Source organism: secondary endosymbiont of Heteropsylla cubana (assembly GCF_000287355.1).
Classification (GTDB): domain Bacteria; phylum Pseudomonadota; class Gammaproteobacteria; order Enterobacterales; family Enterobacteriaceae.
This window is the reverse complement of the sequence record NC_018420.1, coordinates 849,209-868,625: the sequence shown is the minus strand read 5'-3', so window position 1 is coordinate 868,625 and position 19,417 is coordinate 849,209. Positions and strand designations below refer to the sequence as shown.

General features: G+C 30.8%; 13 protein-coding genes. 9 read left to right on the top strand and 4 right to left on the bottom strand.

What is annotated here, in order from left to right; all coding sequences use genetic code 11:
- Positions 1-267: 267 nt before the first annotated feature.
- The gene (gene zipA / locus A35E_RS02325) at positions 268-1,302 is read right to left on the bottom strand and encodes a cell division protein ZipA (protein WP_014889078.1); all 1,035 of its coding nucleotides are present in this window, start codon (positions 1,300-1,302) and stop codon (positions 268-270) included.
- Positions 1,303-2,799: 1,497 nt separating this feature from the next.
- On the opposite strand from zipA, the gene gshB reads away from it, so the two are divergent.
- The 4 genes from gshB (at position 2,800) to ruvX (ending at position 4,882) form a co-directional block, all read left to right on the top strand.
- Complete coding sequence (gshB, locus tag A35E_RS02320; RefSeq protein ID WP_014889077.1) at positions 2,800-3,756, top strand: glutathione synthase; 957 nt, start codon at positions 2,800-2,802, stop codon at positions 3,754-3,756.
- Between the two features lie 153 nt (positions 3,757-3,909).
- Positions 3,910-4,056 (top strand): YqgE/AlgH family protein, encoded by a 147-nt coding sequence (locus A35E_RS03355; protein ID WP_083835077.1) that lies wholly within the window; start codon positions 3,910-3,912, stop codon positions 4,054-4,056.
- Between the two features lie 15 nt (positions 4,057-4,071).
- The gene (locus A35E_RS03155) at positions 4,072-4,305 is read left to right on the top strand and encodes a YqgE/AlgH family protein (protein ID WP_014889076.1); all 234 of its coding nucleotides are present in this window, start codon (positions 4,072-4,074) and stop codon (positions 4,303-4,305) included.
- Positions 4,306-4,498: 193 nt separating this feature from the next.
- The gene (ruvX, locus tag A35E_RS02310) at positions 4,499-4,882 is read left to right on the top strand and encodes a Holliday junction resolvase RuvX (RefSeq protein ID WP_044105217.1); all 384 of its coding nucleotides are present in this window, start codon (positions 4,499-4,501) and stop codon (positions 4,880-4,882) included.
- A 260-nt stretch (positions 4,883-5,142) separates the two neighbouring features.
- Here the strand turns inward: ruvX and A35E_RS02305 are convergent, their stop codons facing one another.
- The gene (locus A35E_RS02305) at positions 5,143-5,493 is read right to left on the bottom strand and encodes an HIT domain-containing protein (protein WP_014889074.1); all 351 of its coding nucleotides are present in this window, start codon (positions 5,491-5,493) and stop codon (positions 5,143-5,145) included.
- Between the two features lie 1,452 nt (positions 5,494-6,945).
- On the opposite strand from A35E_RS02305, the gene A35E_RS02300 reads away from it, so the two are divergent.
- Complete coding sequence (locus tag A35E_RS02300) at positions 6,946-8,184, top strand: multifunctional CCA addition/repair protein (protein ID WP_014889073.1); 1,239 nt, start codon at positions 6,946-6,948, stop codon at positions 8,182-8,184.
- A 295-nt stretch (positions 8,185-8,479) separates the two neighbouring features.
- Here the strand turns inward: A35E_RS02300 and folE are convergent, their stop codons facing one another.
- A complete protein-coding gene (gene folE / locus A35E_RS02295) occupies positions 8,480-9,145 on the bottom strand; it encodes a GTP cyclohydrolase I FolE (RefSeq protein ID WP_014889072.1) in 666 nt (221 codons plus the stop codon).
- 1,365 nt (positions 9,146-10,510) lie between these two features.
- Positions 10,511-11,491, bottom strand: coding sequence for an NADPH:quinone reductase (locus tag A35E_RS02290; RefSeq protein WP_014889071.1), 981 nt, complete (start codon positions 11,489-11,491; stop codon positions 10,511-10,513).
- Between the two features lie 160 nt (positions 11,492-11,651).
- Between A35E_RS02290 and dnaB the strand changes: the two genes are divergently transcribed.
- The 4 genes from dnaB to lspA all read left to right on the top strand — a co-directional run bounded on the left by dnaB (position 11,652) and on the right by lspA (position 18,746).
- Positions 11,652-13,049, top strand: coding sequence for a replicative DNA helicase (gene dnaB, locus A35E_RS02285; protein WP_014889070.1), 1,398 nt, complete (start codon positions 11,652-11,654; stop codon positions 13,047-13,049).
- Between the two features lie 1,410 nt (positions 13,050-14,459).
- Positions 14,460-15,410, top strand: coding sequence for a bifunctional riboflavin kinase/FAD synthetase (gene ribF / locus A35E_RS02280; protein ID WP_014889069.1), 951 nt, complete (start codon positions 14,460-14,462; stop codon positions 15,408-15,410).
- A gap of 19 nt (positions 15,411-15,429) precedes the next feature.
- Complete coding sequence (ileS, locus tag A35E_RS02275) at positions 15,430-18,246, top strand: isoleucine--tRNA ligase (RefSeq protein ID WP_014889068.1); 2,817 nt, start codon at positions 15,430-15,432, stop codon at positions 18,244-18,246.
- Positions 18,246-18,746, top strand: a complete 501-nt coding sequence (gene lspA / locus A35E_RS02270) for a signal peptidase II (RefSeq protein WP_014889067.1) — start codon at positions 18,246-18,248, stop codon at positions 18,744-18,746. The genes ileS and lspA overlap by 1 nt, the downstream gene beginning before the upstream one ends.
- Positions 18,747-19,417 lie beyond the last annotated feature (671 nt).

Below are 19,417 nucleotides of genomic sequence, written 5' to 3'. Positions count from 1 at the left end.
AATATATTTAGCATAAAATGTATGCCCTGATTATCAATCAAATGGAATTTATAAGTTAATTTAGTTTAGTTCATTACTAGTGAATAAAAAAGGAACTGCTTTTGAATTTTTTTACATTCAAAGTAGTATTTAGATATCATAATGGTTAGTGTGATGTCTAATTTTCTCATTGATATTACTTGTATTAGAAAATCACTCATTAATACGTGCATATAAAGCATTAAAATACGATATGGACTATACGTTTTAAAAAGACATGCCTAAAAACTATGAAGTTTCATATAACACTCTCTGAATTCGATCTTTATAGTCATCTATTTTTTCCGAGGTGATTATAGATCGTTCATCGTCAAGGAGGCGAGCACCGCAATCAGAGGTTATACGATTAGCTGCTTGTAACATTAATTTAAGGTTTTGATAAGAATCACCATAAGCTGTTGGTACTGTCATAAAAACAGAGACACCTGGAGTACTAAAATCTGCAATTTTTTCTAAGGAAAAGGAACCTGGTTTAACCATATTCACCAAACTAAATAATATTGGTCCGCTACCGCTAGGATTAAGATGACGATGAAATATATTCATGTCTCCAAAATGAAATCCAGCTTGCAAAACAATTTTCAGTAATGCTTCTCCTCCTAAAACACTACCTTCATGAGCCGCAATATGCAGTACTAAAATAATTTCTTTTCCTTTTATCTTATTTCTCTTTTTTTGTACACACCTATTTAAAATAGAAGTCACAGTTTCTTCGGAAGATTTCAATATCTGTTTATCGATTTTGGAAACAATTGTACGATTCAGTCGAGGTAGAGATAAAGAGTGCTGATCAAATACATCTGTTTTATTGGTATGATATTTATTAACATCACTAATTATCTGTTTAAATGTAGATGCATCTTCTATATTAGAAGATGCATCCATCTTTTTGTTAAAATTATCGTCTATAGTAGAGCAAAAGCAGTTAATGCTATTATGTAAGATGGGATCTATAGTGTCATCGTATTTTTTTAGAGCTGCACCTTTTTTTGATTGAGATAAAGATGGTAATGTATCAACATGTTTCATGTTACGACTTTGTTCATGATGTAAAACACTAGAACAGAGTTTATTTCCTTTGTTATTTTTTTGAAACTGAAGTAGATCCTCTTGCGTCTGATTTATTTTTTTTACTTTTTTTAGTTGGAAGTTACGCAACACTGGAAATCGCTCTTTACGAACGACCCACAAACCATGTAACAACAATACGATAATAGCAATTGTGCCCACGAAAAATAATATTAGACGCAAATCTTGCATCATGTCTATCTCAACTGTTCTAAACTATGACCATTGTCATTACGACAAATATCTATAAATTTTCAATTATATTTTTACTAACTATAAATTATATTGCATTTTTAACCTGGAAGTGTTTGAGAAAAACTTTCAAACAAGAACATTAAAAAACCAAAAATCACTCTAACGCTAAAAATATAAAATAATTATTAAAAAAATATCTCAACACTACTATCCGCTATTTTCTCATTAGAGATATTTTTTTAATATAACAATTTCTACGATATTAGGATACTTGAAAAGTATAGTTATGCAGACTTATTTTAAACCTATAAACATTTCAAAATAATACTCAAGGATTTTTTAATTACACGGGATCCGATGACATTTAAGTTTTTTCTGTAGCGTCGTCATTTGCTTTAAATTAAAAATTTAGAATCTTAATAACTTATATCTATAATGTTAATTATAAACTAGATCCGGTATTTTTTGGCAAAAATATTAAACGATTATATCTATAAAATTAACCCATCATCAATGTTATTATCAGCTGTTATTGTTATAGATTATACGCGCAATGATTTTCTACCATTGTAGAAAGAACTTATATAAAATTTTCATCCATTTCTTCATTTTAAGATATATTTAAATTAAACGATCTTTATTTTATGCTTAACATGTCCATTTTAGTCTTAAATTATTTCTTTTTTTTTTGATTTTAAACCTTTGTTTAAAGTTTAAAATTTAAATTTAAGTTAAAAAAAATCATTTAACATTTTAAATATCGTTTATATTAAAACAAAAAAAAATAATGAGGTGGTTATCTTTATTAATCCTATGATAAAATTTACAAATCATATTGATTCTAATTCTATGTTTTTTAAATTTCACTACATATATTTTTTTATAATTATTGCTTATTCAGATATTAAAATTAATGCGATCGTACTTTAATTAAGAAAATCTCTCTATCAAGTTTAAAAAAAATCAATTGATTATAATATATGCAAGATTATTTTAATACTCAACCTAACAGTAAGAATTCATAATAAAATAGGAATTTACACAAAATAACATTCAAATAATCACTATGGCAATAGCAAATGCATTCTAAAACATAATAGCACTAGAGTACTTCTTTAATGATAAGTCTTCTCAAACAAATAAAAAAAACAATGTTAAACCATTTTATAAAACCTCGAAATACTTAACTTGTACGTTTTTTTAGATATCTTCCTATCGAAAAAAATGTTATAGAAATGATCTTTTGGAAAATAAAGCAAATAATAAATAATAAAAAAGTACTTAATTATTTAAGTATCTTTAATTTTATTTGATTAAAATCGGTTAATTATAATACCATGAAAACAAGTATGGCAAGGTAATTATAATATAGTTTTTATCAATATCATGACATTTATCTCGTAAGTATTTTAATTACATCGTGTAAGTGCTATTTAATAAGCTCTATCATTCTCGTTTTTAAAAAAACACTCCTCCATTTAGATCAAGGAATATAAAATGATTAAGCTTGGAATTGTAATGGATCCGATTTCTACAATTAATATTCAAAAAGACACTAGCTTTGCTATGCTTCTAGAAGCACAAAATCGTGGTTATAAAATTTATTACATGGAAATGAACTCCCTATATCTATCAGCTGGTAAAGCGAGAGCCTCAACTCAAGTACTTTCTGTAAAAAAAGAACATACACCCTATTACACATTTAACAATGAAGAGGATATCAATCTTGAGATGTTAGATATCATCTTAATGCGTAAAAACCCACCTTTTGACCGTGATTTTTTATATGCTACTTATATTCTCGAAATAGCTGAACATCAAGGGGTTCTTGTTGTCAATAAACCACAAAGTTTGCGAGACTGTAACGAAAAATTATTTACCATGTGGTTTCCGAAATATACCCCAGATACCCTGGTAAGCAAAAAAGATGCACATCTTCGCGCATTTTGGAAGAAACACGGTGACATTATCTTAAAACCTCTCAATGGTATGGGCGGTCAATCAATTTTTCATATTAAATCAAGAGATCCAAACCTAACAGTAATTATTGAAAATCTTACTGGTTACGGACGTAATTTTTGTATGGCTCAAAATTATTTACCGTCTATTAAAGATGGGGATAAACGAGTATTTGTGATAGACGGTAAAACGATCCCTTACTGTTTAGCACGAATTCCTAAAATTGGTGAAACTCGTGGCAATCTTATCGCTGGTGGGCAGGGTGAAGTACGACCGTTAACTAAAAATGATTGGAAAATAGCTGACGCTTTAGCTCCGACGTTGAAGAAAAAAGGACTTATCTTTGTTGGACTAGATATAATAGGGCAGCACCTAACTGAAATTAATGTCACTAGTCCTACTTGCGTGTGCGAAATCGAGGCTGCCTTTCCTATTTCTATTAATGGAATACTATTAGATGCAATTGAAAAACGCATAATTTTAAAAAAACGCTAATTTCCGTAAATATGACAGTTCAGTTGTACAATATTACTGATTTGCGCGAATTTCTTTAATATTGAAAGCGCCTACTACATATCGTCTCAAAGTATAAAAATATCAATATATCCTAATAAAAACATCAATTGACAGTATTATTTTCTTATTGCAATGCTGTCACTAGATGACTTATTATTTACACGCTCGATTATTTATGTTTTTAAACATGATAATAAAAGAGCAATAGGACTTATAATAAATAAATCTGTTAAGTATTACTTGTTAAAAATTTTCCTAAAAAAATCAATATTATCCTAAACAATCGAGAGATCGATGTTAACTCAAATGAACCTATATTTTTTTGGTGACTCCTTAGCAGAGGATCGTGGTTCTATTTTACATATGCACCGTGATAAATTGAATGCCAGTATCAACTTTTCTGCTAAAATAATGCTCACTACATCAAAAGATGTTTTAGAAACGCTAGGAGCATCCAAGCAACCCGATGATATTTTAGTGGCATTGGAAATGCTAGTTGGGACAAAAATCAACCTGAGAAAGAATTAATCAATAATGCCTGGTTTACTAGTCCTTCTAAAAAAAACGAGAGTCTATTTAAGACTCCTATTTCAAATTAATGGCAAGCTGCAGCTAAAATCTTGGGAGTTGGTATCCACAATATTACTAATCAAGCTGTTCATGCTTGATTAAAAAAATTGTGATAAAATCTAGTAGTAGTGTTGTGGCATTTGATTTTGGTATGAGTAGTATCGGTGTTGCTGTTGGTCAGCGCATAACCTGTACAGCGCAACCACTAAAAGCATTGAAAGCTTGTCACGGTGTTCCTGATTGGAAAAAAATAGAAAACATATTGAATGAATGGCTTCCAGATACTATAGTTGTAGGGTTACCTCTAAACATGAACAACAGCGAACAACCAATAACTAAATTTGCTCGAAAGTTTTCTAAAGAAATACAAAGTCGATTTTCTATTCAAGTGGTGTTGCACGATGAGCGTTTAAGCACCATAGAAGCTCGAGCGATCTTGTTTAGAGCAGGCGGTTATCGCGCTTTAAAAAAAAGTAACATTGATGCAAAAGCAGCTGTAATTATACTAGAAAGTTGGCTAAAAAAATTTATCTAATAATTAAGATAATACTTTTTAATGGTATATTTTAAATGTTGTAGTACAACATACTCGGAAAGTGGTGCTTTGTTAACATAAAAAATCATAGATATAAAACTAATAACTTGTAATCAATAAAAGCATATGAAACTAAAAAAACAACATTATTACTCACAGATGCATTCATGAAAAAAATTTTCTTATCTTCTCTTAAGTAAAGAACAACTTAGTCAATCCCACCTAATAAATTTATTATACAATTATCATATATATTTAATCTATTCACTCACCATGATTCCAAGCCGTTTTCCGCCTAGAAGATGCATATGAAAATGATAAATTTCTTGTTCGCCATTTTGATTACAATTCACAATTAACCGGTAGCCCTCTTTGTCAATCCCTTCTTGTTGAGCCATCTTTACTGCAACGCTAAATAAGTGCCCTAACATATTTTCATGGTCAATAGTGATATCATTAACAGTGGGAATTTCTATATTAGTAACTATTAAGATATGGATTGGAGCTTGAGGGTTAATATCGCGAAAAGCTGTAACTAAAGAATCCTGATATAAGATATCAGCAGGAATTTCCCGAGAAATAATTTTACTAAAAATAGTTTTTTTACACATGATGATATTTTTTTTATTTTATAAATGAAATATAGAGAATGTGATTGTTAAATCGATATTTCAAACAAATTAATGTTTTTCATGTCTTAAATTAAAATTACTATGCTCATAATTTTATTATTGGCACAAATTTAAAATTAATACATTTAATTGAAAATCGAGAATTCTACTCTCAAAATCCTTTAAAAAGAATATTTTTAATAATTTAGTGCTGATAATACATTATGTTTATATTATTATATACGTCTGCATTGCTAATAAAAATAATATCGAATAATTTGTAATTATATTACTATATATTTGATAATACAAGTATTTTTATACTAAATAATAATTTTTTGAAAATATTAAAAATATTAATTGAAACTTTAATTTTTAATACTCAATTTTAAACATAATCAGAAGTCTTCTTGAGAGCTATTTAAGATATTAAGAGGTAATTCAAAAAGAAATATTTTTTAACTTTTTTTAATGTGTATTAATATTAAGCGATGCTTATTATAATGAACTCATTTTTTATCAAAAATCGATATTATTCTCACATGCAACCTAGCAACTATTAAGTTTAATTATATTAATAATAAAAATTTTCATTTTTATCAAAAAAAATGATTTATATTAAGTTGAGCTGTATTTTACATGTTTTTCAGATTCTGATATAAAATTTTTTTGATAAAAGCATATTCAACAAACAATAACTTTGTTATTAAACACAAACATTAAATTTACCAATAAAATAAACAATTTATAATCATAATACTGAAAATAACTATATCTGCAATGATATATATATTTACTGATTCTTAATATTTTTACCTAAATTAGTAATTTACTAATTAATACGTTAACATCATAGAAACCAGAGATATTTATTCAACTTCACTCTAATAACTGAAAATATGATTTTAATTTTTATATAAAATTTTTTATAAAAAAACAACTACATTGCTAGGGTCAAGTCTGTCAATATATTAAAAATATTACATGAAGAATTTAATAAATATTTATTAATATAATACTGTAAAACAAATATTTTTATTTAAATTGTTTTTAAAAATAAAACATTTAAAAAACATAGTAATAGGATATTTGTTACTAATGTGAAATTCAAATACTTTTTAACATTTGTTGATTTAAATTTAATAGATATCATGTAAATTTCATAAATCAGGGAAATTCTTATTTTAAAGTATATATTACAACAATTATATTTATTATAAATAAGAAATCCTATTAGGAGTGAATATGAATAATATGTGATTTTGTCACTTCGCCATAAAATTTTAAGTCATTTAATATACCTCCTCAGTATTATCTTACCATGTAACTTAAAAGAACTATTAAATAAATTAAATTCATATTTTAAATAGTGATTAATTATACAAAACAATAATCTAGTGATTTTATAAATATTTCAAGCAACGTGAATATCGGTGGCATCCAGAGGAAATAATGAAAAAATATCTGGTGGGTGGAGCAGTGCGTGATAGTTTATTAAAACTCCCAATTAAAGAGAGAGATTGGGTAGTAGTAGGCTCAACACCAGAAGAAATGCAAAAACGAGGTTATCAGCAAGTCGGAAAAGATTTTCCAGTTTTTCTACATCCCAAAAGCCGCGAAGAGCATGCATTAGCCCGTACTGAGCGAAAAATTGGTCAAGGATATACTGGATTTATTTGCCATGCTTCTCAACAAGTAACTCTAGAAGAAGATCTTCATCGTCGAGATCTTACTATTAATGCAATTGCTTGCGACGATAAAGGTCAACTTATTGATCCCTATCATGGAGAAAAGGATCTTCATCATCGTTGGTTGCGTCATATCTCTGATGCTTTTGGAGAAGACCCTCTTCGAGTGCTTCGAGTTGCCAGATTTGCTGCACGTTTCGCTTATTTAAATTTTCGAATCGCTCCAGAAACAATGAAATTAATGTTAAAGATGACCAATGAGCTGCAATTTTTATCTCCTGAACGAGTCTGGAAAGAAACAGAGCAAGCACTTTCAACGTACAATCCAGAGATTTATTTTCAGATTTTGCGTGAATGCAATGCTTTAAAAGTGTTGTTTCCAGAGTTGGATGCACTATTTGACATTCCGGGGTCAACGAAGCGGAATCCAAAAATTAGTGCTGGAATCCATACTTTAATGACAGCATCAATTGCAGCTCGGTTAACGGACGATATTGCTGTGCGATTTTCTGCATTTTGCCATGACTTAGGTAAAACACTTACATCTCAAGAGATCTGGCCAAAACGCCCCATTCATAATTTAGCGGGAGTGAAAGTAGTTGAATCGCTATGTCAACGACTTAAAGTTCCACATTCGATTCGAAATTTAGCTAAGATTGTGGTTCGTTATCACGATTTATTGCATACTGCTAAAATCTTTAGCTCAAAAACACTGATCGCCTTCTTTAGTGAAATTGATGCTTGGCGTCGACCGGTGCGCCTTGAACAAATAATTTTGTCTAGCAAAGCTAATGCTCTTGTCCGTTGCAAATATAACGATCATGGATATTTCCAAGAAGAATTTCTTCGCAAAGCTTTTCGTATAGCGCATTCAGTTAAGGTTCAAGAGATATTAAAGGAAGGATTTATAGGTAAGAAAATTGGAGAAGAGCTTAATCGCCGACGACAACAAGCGATCAAGCGCTGGCAACTCAGGGTGACAACAAGGAACAAGAAGTATTAGATTTTGTATAAAACTTTAAAATTATAATAAAATTAAGTGTATGAATTTATAGCTAATATATTTAATATAATAAAATAACCAATTAAGTTAATCTATTTAATTCAGCATATTCTTAAGATATGTTTAAGTTACAAAATTGAATTAACTCTTTCTAAGAGAGCGGAACAGTTAATAACTATTTTTTTATTAACTGATTGCATAATAAAAGCAAACATTCAATTTTTAAAATCAAATACCTGACAAAAAAATGTAATCGAAAGATTGATGAATCTATCAAAATTCACTTAAAAACATATTAATTACAATACGATTTAATCGTACGTAAAAATTCTTCTCGGGTATTTTGGTTAGATTTAAATAACCCACCACATGAAATAGTTGTTGTTGTGCTAGTGGCATCACATATTCCTCGTCCCTTAACACAATAATGTATAGCATCGATAGAGACAGCAACATTATTTGTTTCAAGTAAGGTCTGCAATGCTAGTAAGATTTGCTTGGTTAGTCGTTCTTGTATTTGAGGTCGTTGAGAAAAAAAATGTACGATACGATTTATTTTTGATAATCCAATAATACTATATTCTGGTATATATGAAACAGAAGCCTTGCCATCAATTAAAATAAAATGGTGTTCACAGGTGCTGGTTAGGGTAATATTGCATATAGTAACCATTTCATGTATCTGCATCTTATTTTCGATAAGAGTAATTTTGGGAAAATTAGCATAATTCAAACCTAAAAAAATTTCTTCAATATACATTTTAGCAATACGGTGCGGTGTTTTTTTTAAACTATCATCACTTAAATCGAGGTTAAGTATAGCCATGATTTCCATCATATGTCCTGCAATGAGTTCTTGTCTGACTATATTAGTGAGCGCTATATCTTGCGGTAATGATTCCAAACCAGCGGCTACTAAAGCTTCACGTACCTGAGATGCTTCTTTTGTCAATGTTAGCATATTGATTTTTCTCCAGGAGGTTAATGTTAAATAACTAGACTTTATATGGTTATCTGGTTTGTGATTAAAGTTACGCGTGTTGTAAGATTAGTTTTTAATAAAAAGAAAGATGTTTAAAATAGTAAGTAGTTTACTTACAAAATAATTATATAGTATTTTCTTTAAAAGATATGATATGATTTATATACAGCTAATTTAGATAATTTAGTTAAGTTATGTAAAATATAAAACACTCCTCTAATGTGTAGTAAAGTACTATACCGGGGTATCTAGAATTTACACTACTTACAATGTAATTAAATATATTAAAATATATACAAACATCAAGTGATGGCAGTTATGTGCTTAATGATGTTTATCAAAAACTTAATGAGATTAAACAAAAAAAAGAGGAGGTAGTATTACTTCTTCCTTAAAGAAGTATTCGGGGAGGAATGATAAATATAATGCAAATTAGTCTGTATGCGCAACTAGATAAGTAAAAAGTAGAATGGAGAAATGATAAAGATAAAGTACCTTTAATATTTAAACATTGATTTTTTAATTAGATATAATTCAATGAAAATTGATATATTTCTTGGATTTCAAAATATTTTTTCGAAAATCATACTGTCGTTATAAGTATTTCAATCTAAAAATATAGTTTTAGAAAGAGAAAATAAATATATTTGTGGTGTATATCGGATTTCTCTTGTCTAGTTTGAGAGGATTACTTGATTATATTTTAAACTTAGGATTAGCAAGAGTTACTAACTCATACATATAGTAACTTCATAGTACAAATTAAAAAATGATATTTAACAAATTAACAATTTTCATTATGATGAAATATTTAAATTTGTTTTATAAAACAAATTTTCTCTCTCGCGGAAAAACATATATCACATAATTCTACGAACACGTCGTAGCTTTTTAGCTATTTAGTTACATCATAAAAGGCAATTTTTAATACTATATTATGTGAAGGTATACTTCATACCATTCTCTGTTGTGATTATCCAGGTATTTATTAAAAATAAACATGTTTTCCTTTCTATAAAATATTTTGATATTAATAAGTGGATAAAAAGATTATTTAAAGTAACGTGCTACTAAATAGCAACTAAATAACACTAAAATTATATATCAGAAAAGATAACTGATCGAAAATTCTAAATTAATGCATACAAGATACAATTTAGAGTAAATAAAAAATAATCCTTCTCTTTACACTTAATAATTACCTTTAATTCTCTTAAAAAACCAAAAGATTTTTTAAGAGTTTATTTTTTTCTCTAGTGTTTTAGTGCCTATGATTCATATATCAAAAAAAAATAGTGTTAGTTATCATAGGCAAAAAAACATGTTATTTTAATTATCATGCTCTCATGGGATTAAGAGTAATGATTTACTAGTTTTTCTTGCCTCCAATGCTTGATGCGCCTGTTTCACTGAAGATAGAGGAAAAATTTGTTCTTTGGGTACGTCAACTTTTATTAAACCTTTGGCAATCATACTGAATAATTTATCAGCAGCATATTTTAGGCTGGCATAATTCGAAATATAGCTATTAATCGATGGACGTGTGACGAACAGAGAACCTTTTTCATTCAATATACTTAAATTCACACCTGTAACAGGTCCTGACGAATTACCAAAACTAACCATTAACCCACGAGGACTCAGACAGTCAAGAGAGGATTCCCAGGTCTTTTGACCGACTGAATCGTATACTACATTCACTTTACTTCCATTTGTCAAGTTTAAAACACGTTCAAATACGTCTTCTTTCCGGTAATTAATTGTTTCCCATGCCCCCGCTTCTTTTGCTAAAGTAGCTTTTGACTCGCTACCGACGGTAGCAATCATCTTTGCTTCTAGCAATTTCGACCATTGACAAGCAATATATCCCACACCGCCGGCAGCGGCATGGAATAAAAAAACCTCATTTGGCTTAACTTTATAAGTTTGATAAAGTAAATAAAATACCGTTAATCCCTTTAAAAAAACAGCAGCTGCCTCTTGAAAAGAAATAGTGTTAGGTAAGTGAACTAATTTATTCGCAGGCACATTATGTATGCTGCTATATGCTCCTAATGGAGCTTGAGCGTACACTACCCTATCTCCTGGAAAAAAAAAATCTACACCGGGCCCAACTTTTTTAACTACACCTGCCGCTTCTGTTCCGAGACCAGAGGGAAGGTTTGTAGAATACAAGCCTTTTCGGGTATAAATGTCGATATAATTAACACCAATAGCTTTATTTTCTATCTGCACTTCTCCCCAACTCGGATTTAAGATCATGAAATCTATGCACTCCATGACTTCTGGTCCGCCGTATTCTCTAAACTGTATACGTTTAGTCATTACATGTCTTCTCCTTAAAAGATCTTTAATATATCATAAAATCTGGCGTGTAATGTGCAAAACACATATGATATCTTCTCGATAGATAATACAAATAGATAATACAAACAACTTTATTAATTTAAAAGAACCTATACTCTAGGCAGAGTACCTTATATATATGTCAGAAAAAAAAATGTTTAAGAAATCACACTTTTTCCGAGATTACCAAATTGAAGGTTTAAAAATACCGCCACATTCGCTAGAAGCAGAGCAATCTGTTCTCGGGGGTTTAATGCTAGATAATGAACGATGGGATAATGTTGTCGAACGACTAACAGGAAATGATTTCTTTAATATTCCGCACCGACTGATTTTTAGCGAAATGCAACGATTATTTGAAATGAAACAACCGATTGATTTAATCACACTAGCAGAATCCTTAGAACAAAAAAAGGAATTAAAAACAGTTGGTGGATTTGCTTACCTAGCAGAACTCTCAAAAAATACTCCTAGTGTTGCCAATATTTTTGCATACGCAGATATTGTTCGCGAACGCGCAATCATAAGAGAAATGATTAGTGTAGCTCATGAAATCGCTGATGCCGGTTATAACCCTCAAGGTCGCAGTAGCGAGGACCTCCTAGATCTAGCAGAATCACGGGTTTTTCAGATAGCAGAGAATCGTGCAAATAAAAATGAAGGGCCGAAAAGTATAGATCGTGTTCTTGAAGAGACGGTAGCACGTATAGAACAACTATACCAAAAACCACATGACGGAGTAATAGGTGTTTCTACTGGGTATCTAGATCTTGACAAGAAAACTGCGGGCCTACAAAAATCTGATTTAATCATTGTTGCTGCTCGCCCTTCTATGGGAAAAACCACTTTTGCTATGAATTTATGTGAACATGCCGCTATGACTGAGACAAAACCCGTATTAATCTTTAGCCTGGAGATGCCTGGTGAACACATTATGATGCGTATGTTAGCATCTTTGTCGCGCGTTGATCAAACGCGCATTCGTACTGGTCAGCTAGACGATGAAGATTGGGCAAGAATTTCCAGCACAATGGGGATTTTACTAGGAAAACGGAATATGTATATTGATGACTCTTCAGCTCTTACTCCAACAGAAGTCCGTTCTCGCTCACGACGTATATTCCGAGAAAATAATGGTTTAAGTTTAATAATGATTGATTATTTACAGTTAATGAGGGTTCCGTCGCTTTCAGATAATCGCACACTGGAAATCGCTGAAATATCTCGCTCTCTAAAAGGGTTGGCTAAAGAATTACAAGTTCCCGTAGTAGCATTATCGCAATTAAACCGTAGTTTAGAACAACGTGCAGATAAACGCCCCGTTAACTCTGATTTACGCGAATCTGGTTCCATTGAGCAAGACGCAGATCTCATTATGTTTGTGTATCGTGATGAGGTTTATCATGAAAATAGTGATATGCGAGGTATAGCTGAAATTATTCTTGGAAAACAACGAAATGGGCCTATTGGCACTGTGCGGCTAAAATTTAATGGACAGTGGTCACGATTTGATAATTATACTGATCCGAAATATTAAACATCAATTATTTTAATTAAAAGGTTCGTTTCTTTAATTGCTTATATATTTTTCGAAATGATTTCAAATCACATTCGTGAATGATCATAAATCTAATCTTTTTTAAGTTAAAAAAATTAAATACGTGATTCTATTTGCATAGAACTATCATTATTTTCAGTTTTTTTGTAGAAGAAACGAAGTTTAAAATAAACAACTAATTGTTTCAATTATATCTTATAAACAAGATAACTCTCTTTGACTAGATCGTTAAAAATAACTAGATATTTTTTTTATTCAACTAGCTTAATAAACTTATTGTAAGTAATTAATCATTTTTCCCTTATCAATCTGCTATAAATCACGTAGATTGCTAATCTATAATTATCGATATTTTTTTAAAAAAATATTATTTTATAAATTAATACGACTTAAGTATACTATTAGTGTAACCCGTTACCGATAAATCATTAAATAGACTTAAAACCTTCGCAACAATAACATTTCACTAAACACTGAATAATTAGGTGTTAATAACAATTACAGTTCCCTGTTTCAACATATTTTTAATTGATCTTGTTTTATATTTAGGATTACCGAATAAATAGTTTTATATTGTTTTTTATTATTATCCATCATAGGTCTTAAGAATGTAAAACAAAAACAAGTTGACAGAGATACACTTCTCTTATGGATACGTAGACTTTTTTCAATATAAAGGATTTTTTTTATAATACATACGCTTATATGACTATTATTTATTTATATGAATATTATTTAATTTATTACTAAATTAATCTTAATTAATAATTTATCGTCATCTTATTTCCGTAAATTTAAGTACATAATATTCTCAAGACTTTATAGCAGATTTAAGTTTAAAAAAAACAAAATACAACATGTATTAGATTAAAATATTAGTAATCTCTATATATCGGTAATTTATTATAATAAAGTTATTGTTTATATGTTTTTAATTCGTGACGCTTATCAATAATCAATATATCTAGAAACGTTCTGAAAGAAACAAAGTACATTACAAAGTGTTTTTTTAATAAACAGTAATTTTTATTTTAGATAAAAACTTATCTGATGAGTAAAAAGATATTAAAAAAAAGACAGTTAAAGAACCATATAAGTTGTATAACAATACAAATTTTAGAATAAAATATAAAGTGGATACGATCTTTACATCATTAAAGGAATTAACATTTTAGACTTGTTTGTGTTCTTAAACTGTTCGAGATAAACACATAACTCTTTAGCGCCGTGAAAGAGTAAGTTTTTGAACTTAAAATTAAATAAATTTTAATATAATATTTATCTATATAATGTTAAAAATTGAATTTGCAAATGATCCCCCAGGAAGGGATATAACGGATGTAACCCCCCTTTCTCCTTATCTAATTGTTAAGATCTTTAGAGGCCTCTATGGAGCTAATTCGCGGTATACATAATTTGCATGCACGCCATCATGGTTGCGTGTTAACTATCGGTAATTTTGATGGTTTTCATCGTGGACACCAGGCTCTCATTTCAGAGTTACGGAGTGAAGGCCAGCGTCGTAATTTGCCAGTAATGGCAATAATTTTTGAACCACAACCGCAAGAATATTTCTCTAAATCTGCTGCGCCGGCACGTTTAACTTTGTTACGCGATAAAGTAAAATACTTGGCAACTGCTAAGGTAGATATAATAGTGTGCGTTCATTTTAATAAAAGATTTTCTTCAATTAACGCATATAGATTCTTAACTGATTATCTAGTAAAAAAAATAGGTGTTCGTCTCATCAGTATTGGTTGTGATTTTCGATTTGGTTCTGGTCGGCAAGGAGATTTTATGCTTCTTCAACAAGTGGGAAAAGAGACCGGATTTGAGGTTATGAAAAGTACTACCCATATAGTAGGTAATCAACGTGTTAGTAGCACTAGAGTGCGTAACGCGTTATCTCAAGATCAGTTAGAAGAAGCAGAGATACTTTTAGGACATCCATATCAGTTATCAGGACGAGTAGTATATGGCGATGCACTTGGACGGACTATTGGTTTTCCAACTGCTAATCTTTCCCTTAATGGAAGAAGAGTAGCCCTTAATGGTGTGTATGTGGTAGAAGTCCTAGGATTAACTAATAAACCGGTTCCTGGTATTGCAAATATTGGCAATCGTCCTACAGTGTCTGGTCTGAATCAGAAAATAGAAGTACATTTATTGGATATTAATAAAAATATATACGGTTATCATCTTGATATAATAATCAAGAAAAAAGTAAGACAAGAAAAGCGTTTTCCTTCACTAGAATCATTAAAACAGCAAATTGCTAATGATGTAATTAGTGCTCGTCACTATTTTGAATTTGAAAAACCTCAAAATTCTATACATTAATAATAAAAAAGAGAATGACATGACTAATTATAAAGATACCCTTAACTTGCCGAATACAGGGTTTCCCATGCGAGGTAATTTACCTAAAAACGAATGTGTCATACTCAACCATTGGTATCAAAAAGATTTATATGGAATTATTCGTCAAGCAAAAAAAGGAAAGAAAACTTTTATATTGCATGATGGACCACCCTACGCAAATGGTAGAATTCATATTGGTCATGCAGTTAATAAAGTTCTTAAAGACATTATCATCAAATCTAAAGGATTGATGGGATACGATTCGCCTTATGTTCCTGGATGGGATTGCCATGGTCTACCAATTGAATTAAAAGTAGAACAACTTATTGGAAAGCCTGTAGACAAAATTGGCGAAACGGAATTTCGAAAAGCTTGTCGTGTTTATGCTGCTAAACAGATAGAACAACAGAAAGAAGATTTTATTCGCTTGGGTGTTCTTGGAGATTGGAATCATCCTTATTTAACAATGAATTTTATTACTGAAGCAAACATCATCCGCGCATTTAGTAAAATCGTTTCTAACGGACACGTATATAAAGGTATTAAACCAGTAAACTGTTGTATTGACTGTCGTTCTTCTCTAGCAGAGGCAGAGATAGAATATCACGATCATATTTCAACTTCCATATATGTTGCTTTTTTAGCTAATGACACCCGCGAACTTGCCCTTAAATTTACTTCCGTAAAATTTCCTAGACAGATTTTTCTATTAATCTGGACTACCACACCTTGGACACTGCCTGCTAATCGAGCAATTTCTGTACATCCAGACGCTGAATATCAATTAATTGAATTTAAAGGAAACGGCTATATTTTAGCTGCTGATTTAGTAGCTACTACAATGGCTCGTGCCGATATTACTACTTGGAGGCTCCTTGGTAGGATAACTGGTAAAACTCTTGAATTTCTACGTTTTCGCCATCCCTTCATGAATTTAGAGGTTCCGGTTATCCTTAGTCGGAATATAACGTTATCAGTAGGTACCGGCGCAGTACATATTGCTCCTGACCATGGGCAAGAAGACTATCTTCTAGCTAAAAAATACGGATTAAAAATGGCTAATCTTGTTGGATTAGATGGTTGCTACTTAAAAGGAACTCTACCTGCATTAGATGGTGTACAAGTTTTTAAAGCTAATGACGTGATCATTGACCTTTTACGCGACAGGCAATCTTTACTGCACACAGAAACACTATCTCACAGTTATCCACATTGTTGGCGACATAAAACACCAATTATTTTCTGTTCTACACCACAGTGGTTTCTTAGCATGGAACAACGTGAACTGCGAAAAAAATCAATGGCAGAGATAAAAAAAGTTCAATGGATTCCAGAGTGGGGACAAGCATGCATCGAAAAGATGATAACTAATCGTCCTGATTGGTGCATTTCTCGCCAACGCGCTTGGGGCGTCCCTATAACGTTGTTTTTACATAACGAAACTGAGTTGCTACATCCAGAAACTATTGAGTTAATGGAAATAGTAGCAAAAAAGGTTGAAAAAAAAGGCGTTCAAGCTTGGTGGGATCTGGATCCCGAAACCATTCTTGGAAATGATGCTGCTCATTATCATAAAGTGATGGATACGCTAGATGTTTGGTTTGATTCGGGATCTACTCACGCTTCCGTAATAGCGACCCGAGCAGAATCTAAAGGTCATACACCTGATCTGTATCTGGAAGGTTCTGACCAACATCGTGGTTGGTTTATGTCATCTCTCATGATTGCTACTGCAATGGGATCTAAAGCACCATATAATCAAGTTCTTACTCATAGTTTTACAGTCGATGGGCAGGGACGCAAAATGTCTAAATCGATAGGTAATGTGGTTACCCCAAATCAAATTATAGAAAAATTTGGCGCAGATGTTCTACGTCTTTGGGTAGCTTCTAATGATTATACTAGTGAAATAACAGTATCTGACGAGATCCTCAAGCGTTCCGCTGATATCTATCGGCGAATTCGCAATACTGCCAGATTTCTTCTAGGCAACCTGGATGGTTTTGATCCGGAACATGACATCGTAACATCAGAAAAAATGGTATTACTAGATCGATGGGCGGTAGAACACACATACGCGACACAAGTAGAGATTATATCCTATTATAATAATTATGATTTCCATAATATCATATCACGTATTATGCGGTTTTGTTCTGTACAAATGGGCTCGTTTTATTTAGAAATTATCAAAGATCGTCAGTATACTAGTAAAGCCAATGGTCTTGCCCGCCGTAGTTGTCAAACTGCTCTATATCATATTATTGAAGCTCTTGTACGTTGGATAGCACCAATTATGTCATTTACTGCAGATGAACTTTGGAAGTTTATACCAGGAAAAAGATCACAATATGTTTTTACTGAAGAGTGGTATAATGGTTTATTTGGATTAGATAATAGGCAAGCTTTGAAAGATGATGATTGGAAAACATTACTTCAAATACGTAACGAGACTAATAAAATAATTGAACAAGCTCGCATAGAAAAATGTCTTGGTGGCTCATTGGAGGCCAGTGTTACACTGTATGCAGAACCTGCGCTTGCTTCATTATTAAAAAAACTTGGAGATGAACTGTCTTTTGCGTTGATCACTTCCGATGCTGTAGTCGAAAACTATCTAAATGCAAGTAACGATGCAGTCCAATGTGACGGACTCCAAGGACTAAAAATATCTTTAGTAAAAGCAAAAGGAAAGAAATGTCCAAGATGTTGGCGTTATGATACAAACATAGGGAAACATTATGAATATCAAGAAATTTGTAGTCGCTGTATTATGAACATCTATGGTGTTGGCGAAGAGCGTAAATTCGTTTGATGTATAACACAATATTTTCTACGGGATTAAGGTGGCTTTGGATTACACCGATTGTTCTACTATTAGATTTAGGCACCAAGCACTGGATAATGACTTGTTTCTGGCTTGGTGAATCGATTAGATTTATTCCCTATATTAATATTACCTATACTTATAATTTAGGTAGTGCATTTAGTTTTCTTGCAAACGGTGGAGGATGGCAGTGCTGGGTATTTTCTGCAATTGCGATCCTGACTACCTCAATATTATTAATAATAATGTATTATTCCTCTCATCAGTCCAGGTTATCTAATATAGCTTATGCTATGATTATTGGTGGGGCATTAGGTAATTTGTGGAACCGTATGGCATATGGTGTCGTAATCGATTTTATAGATTTTTATATTGGTAACTGGCATTGGCCAACATTTAACTTAGCAGATACAAGTATTTGTATTGGAACACTATTAATCTCATTAAAGGAACGTCACTATTCTGCATTTCAATCATTAAAAAAATAAGGCTCAACATTTAATGCATAGTAATCAATAATAATTAATTAACTTATAGTAATATTATATTAATCGTGGGTAAAAGAGAAAAAATCAAGTAAAATTGATTGCTTATAATTTTTGTCAAGACAGATCAGACTTTAAATAGATACCGAATAAACTGGAAACATATTTTATTAAAATAATAATAAAACACTTAAAGACCGTATTTGAATTTGTTATTACTGTTAATTATAGATGGTATTTTTTTTAAAAATTTTTCAAGCTTATTTTCAGATTTTTTATAAATTTATTAAAATATTTACTTTTATGATATATTACATAATAATACAAATATATCTATCAAGCAACAATGTCACTAAAGAATACTCAAATATTCAATTTTGACAAAAACTATATAACACACGATTAGATCAAAAAAATTTAAAGATTATTAATAAGAAATAAATAGAAATTACATTAATATAATTTAATAATGTTTATTAGAATAAAAAATAGATCGACAAAAATATAACTTATAGAGTTGTTTGTATAATTTGCAAGAAGCATTTTACTTTATCTAAAGATAGAATATTTGTGATCACAGTTAAGGATCATAGCGTTATTATGATGTAGAGTACTTATTCTCGTTGATTCACTTATAATATTTTTGACTACAATATTTATATTGTATAGAGTAT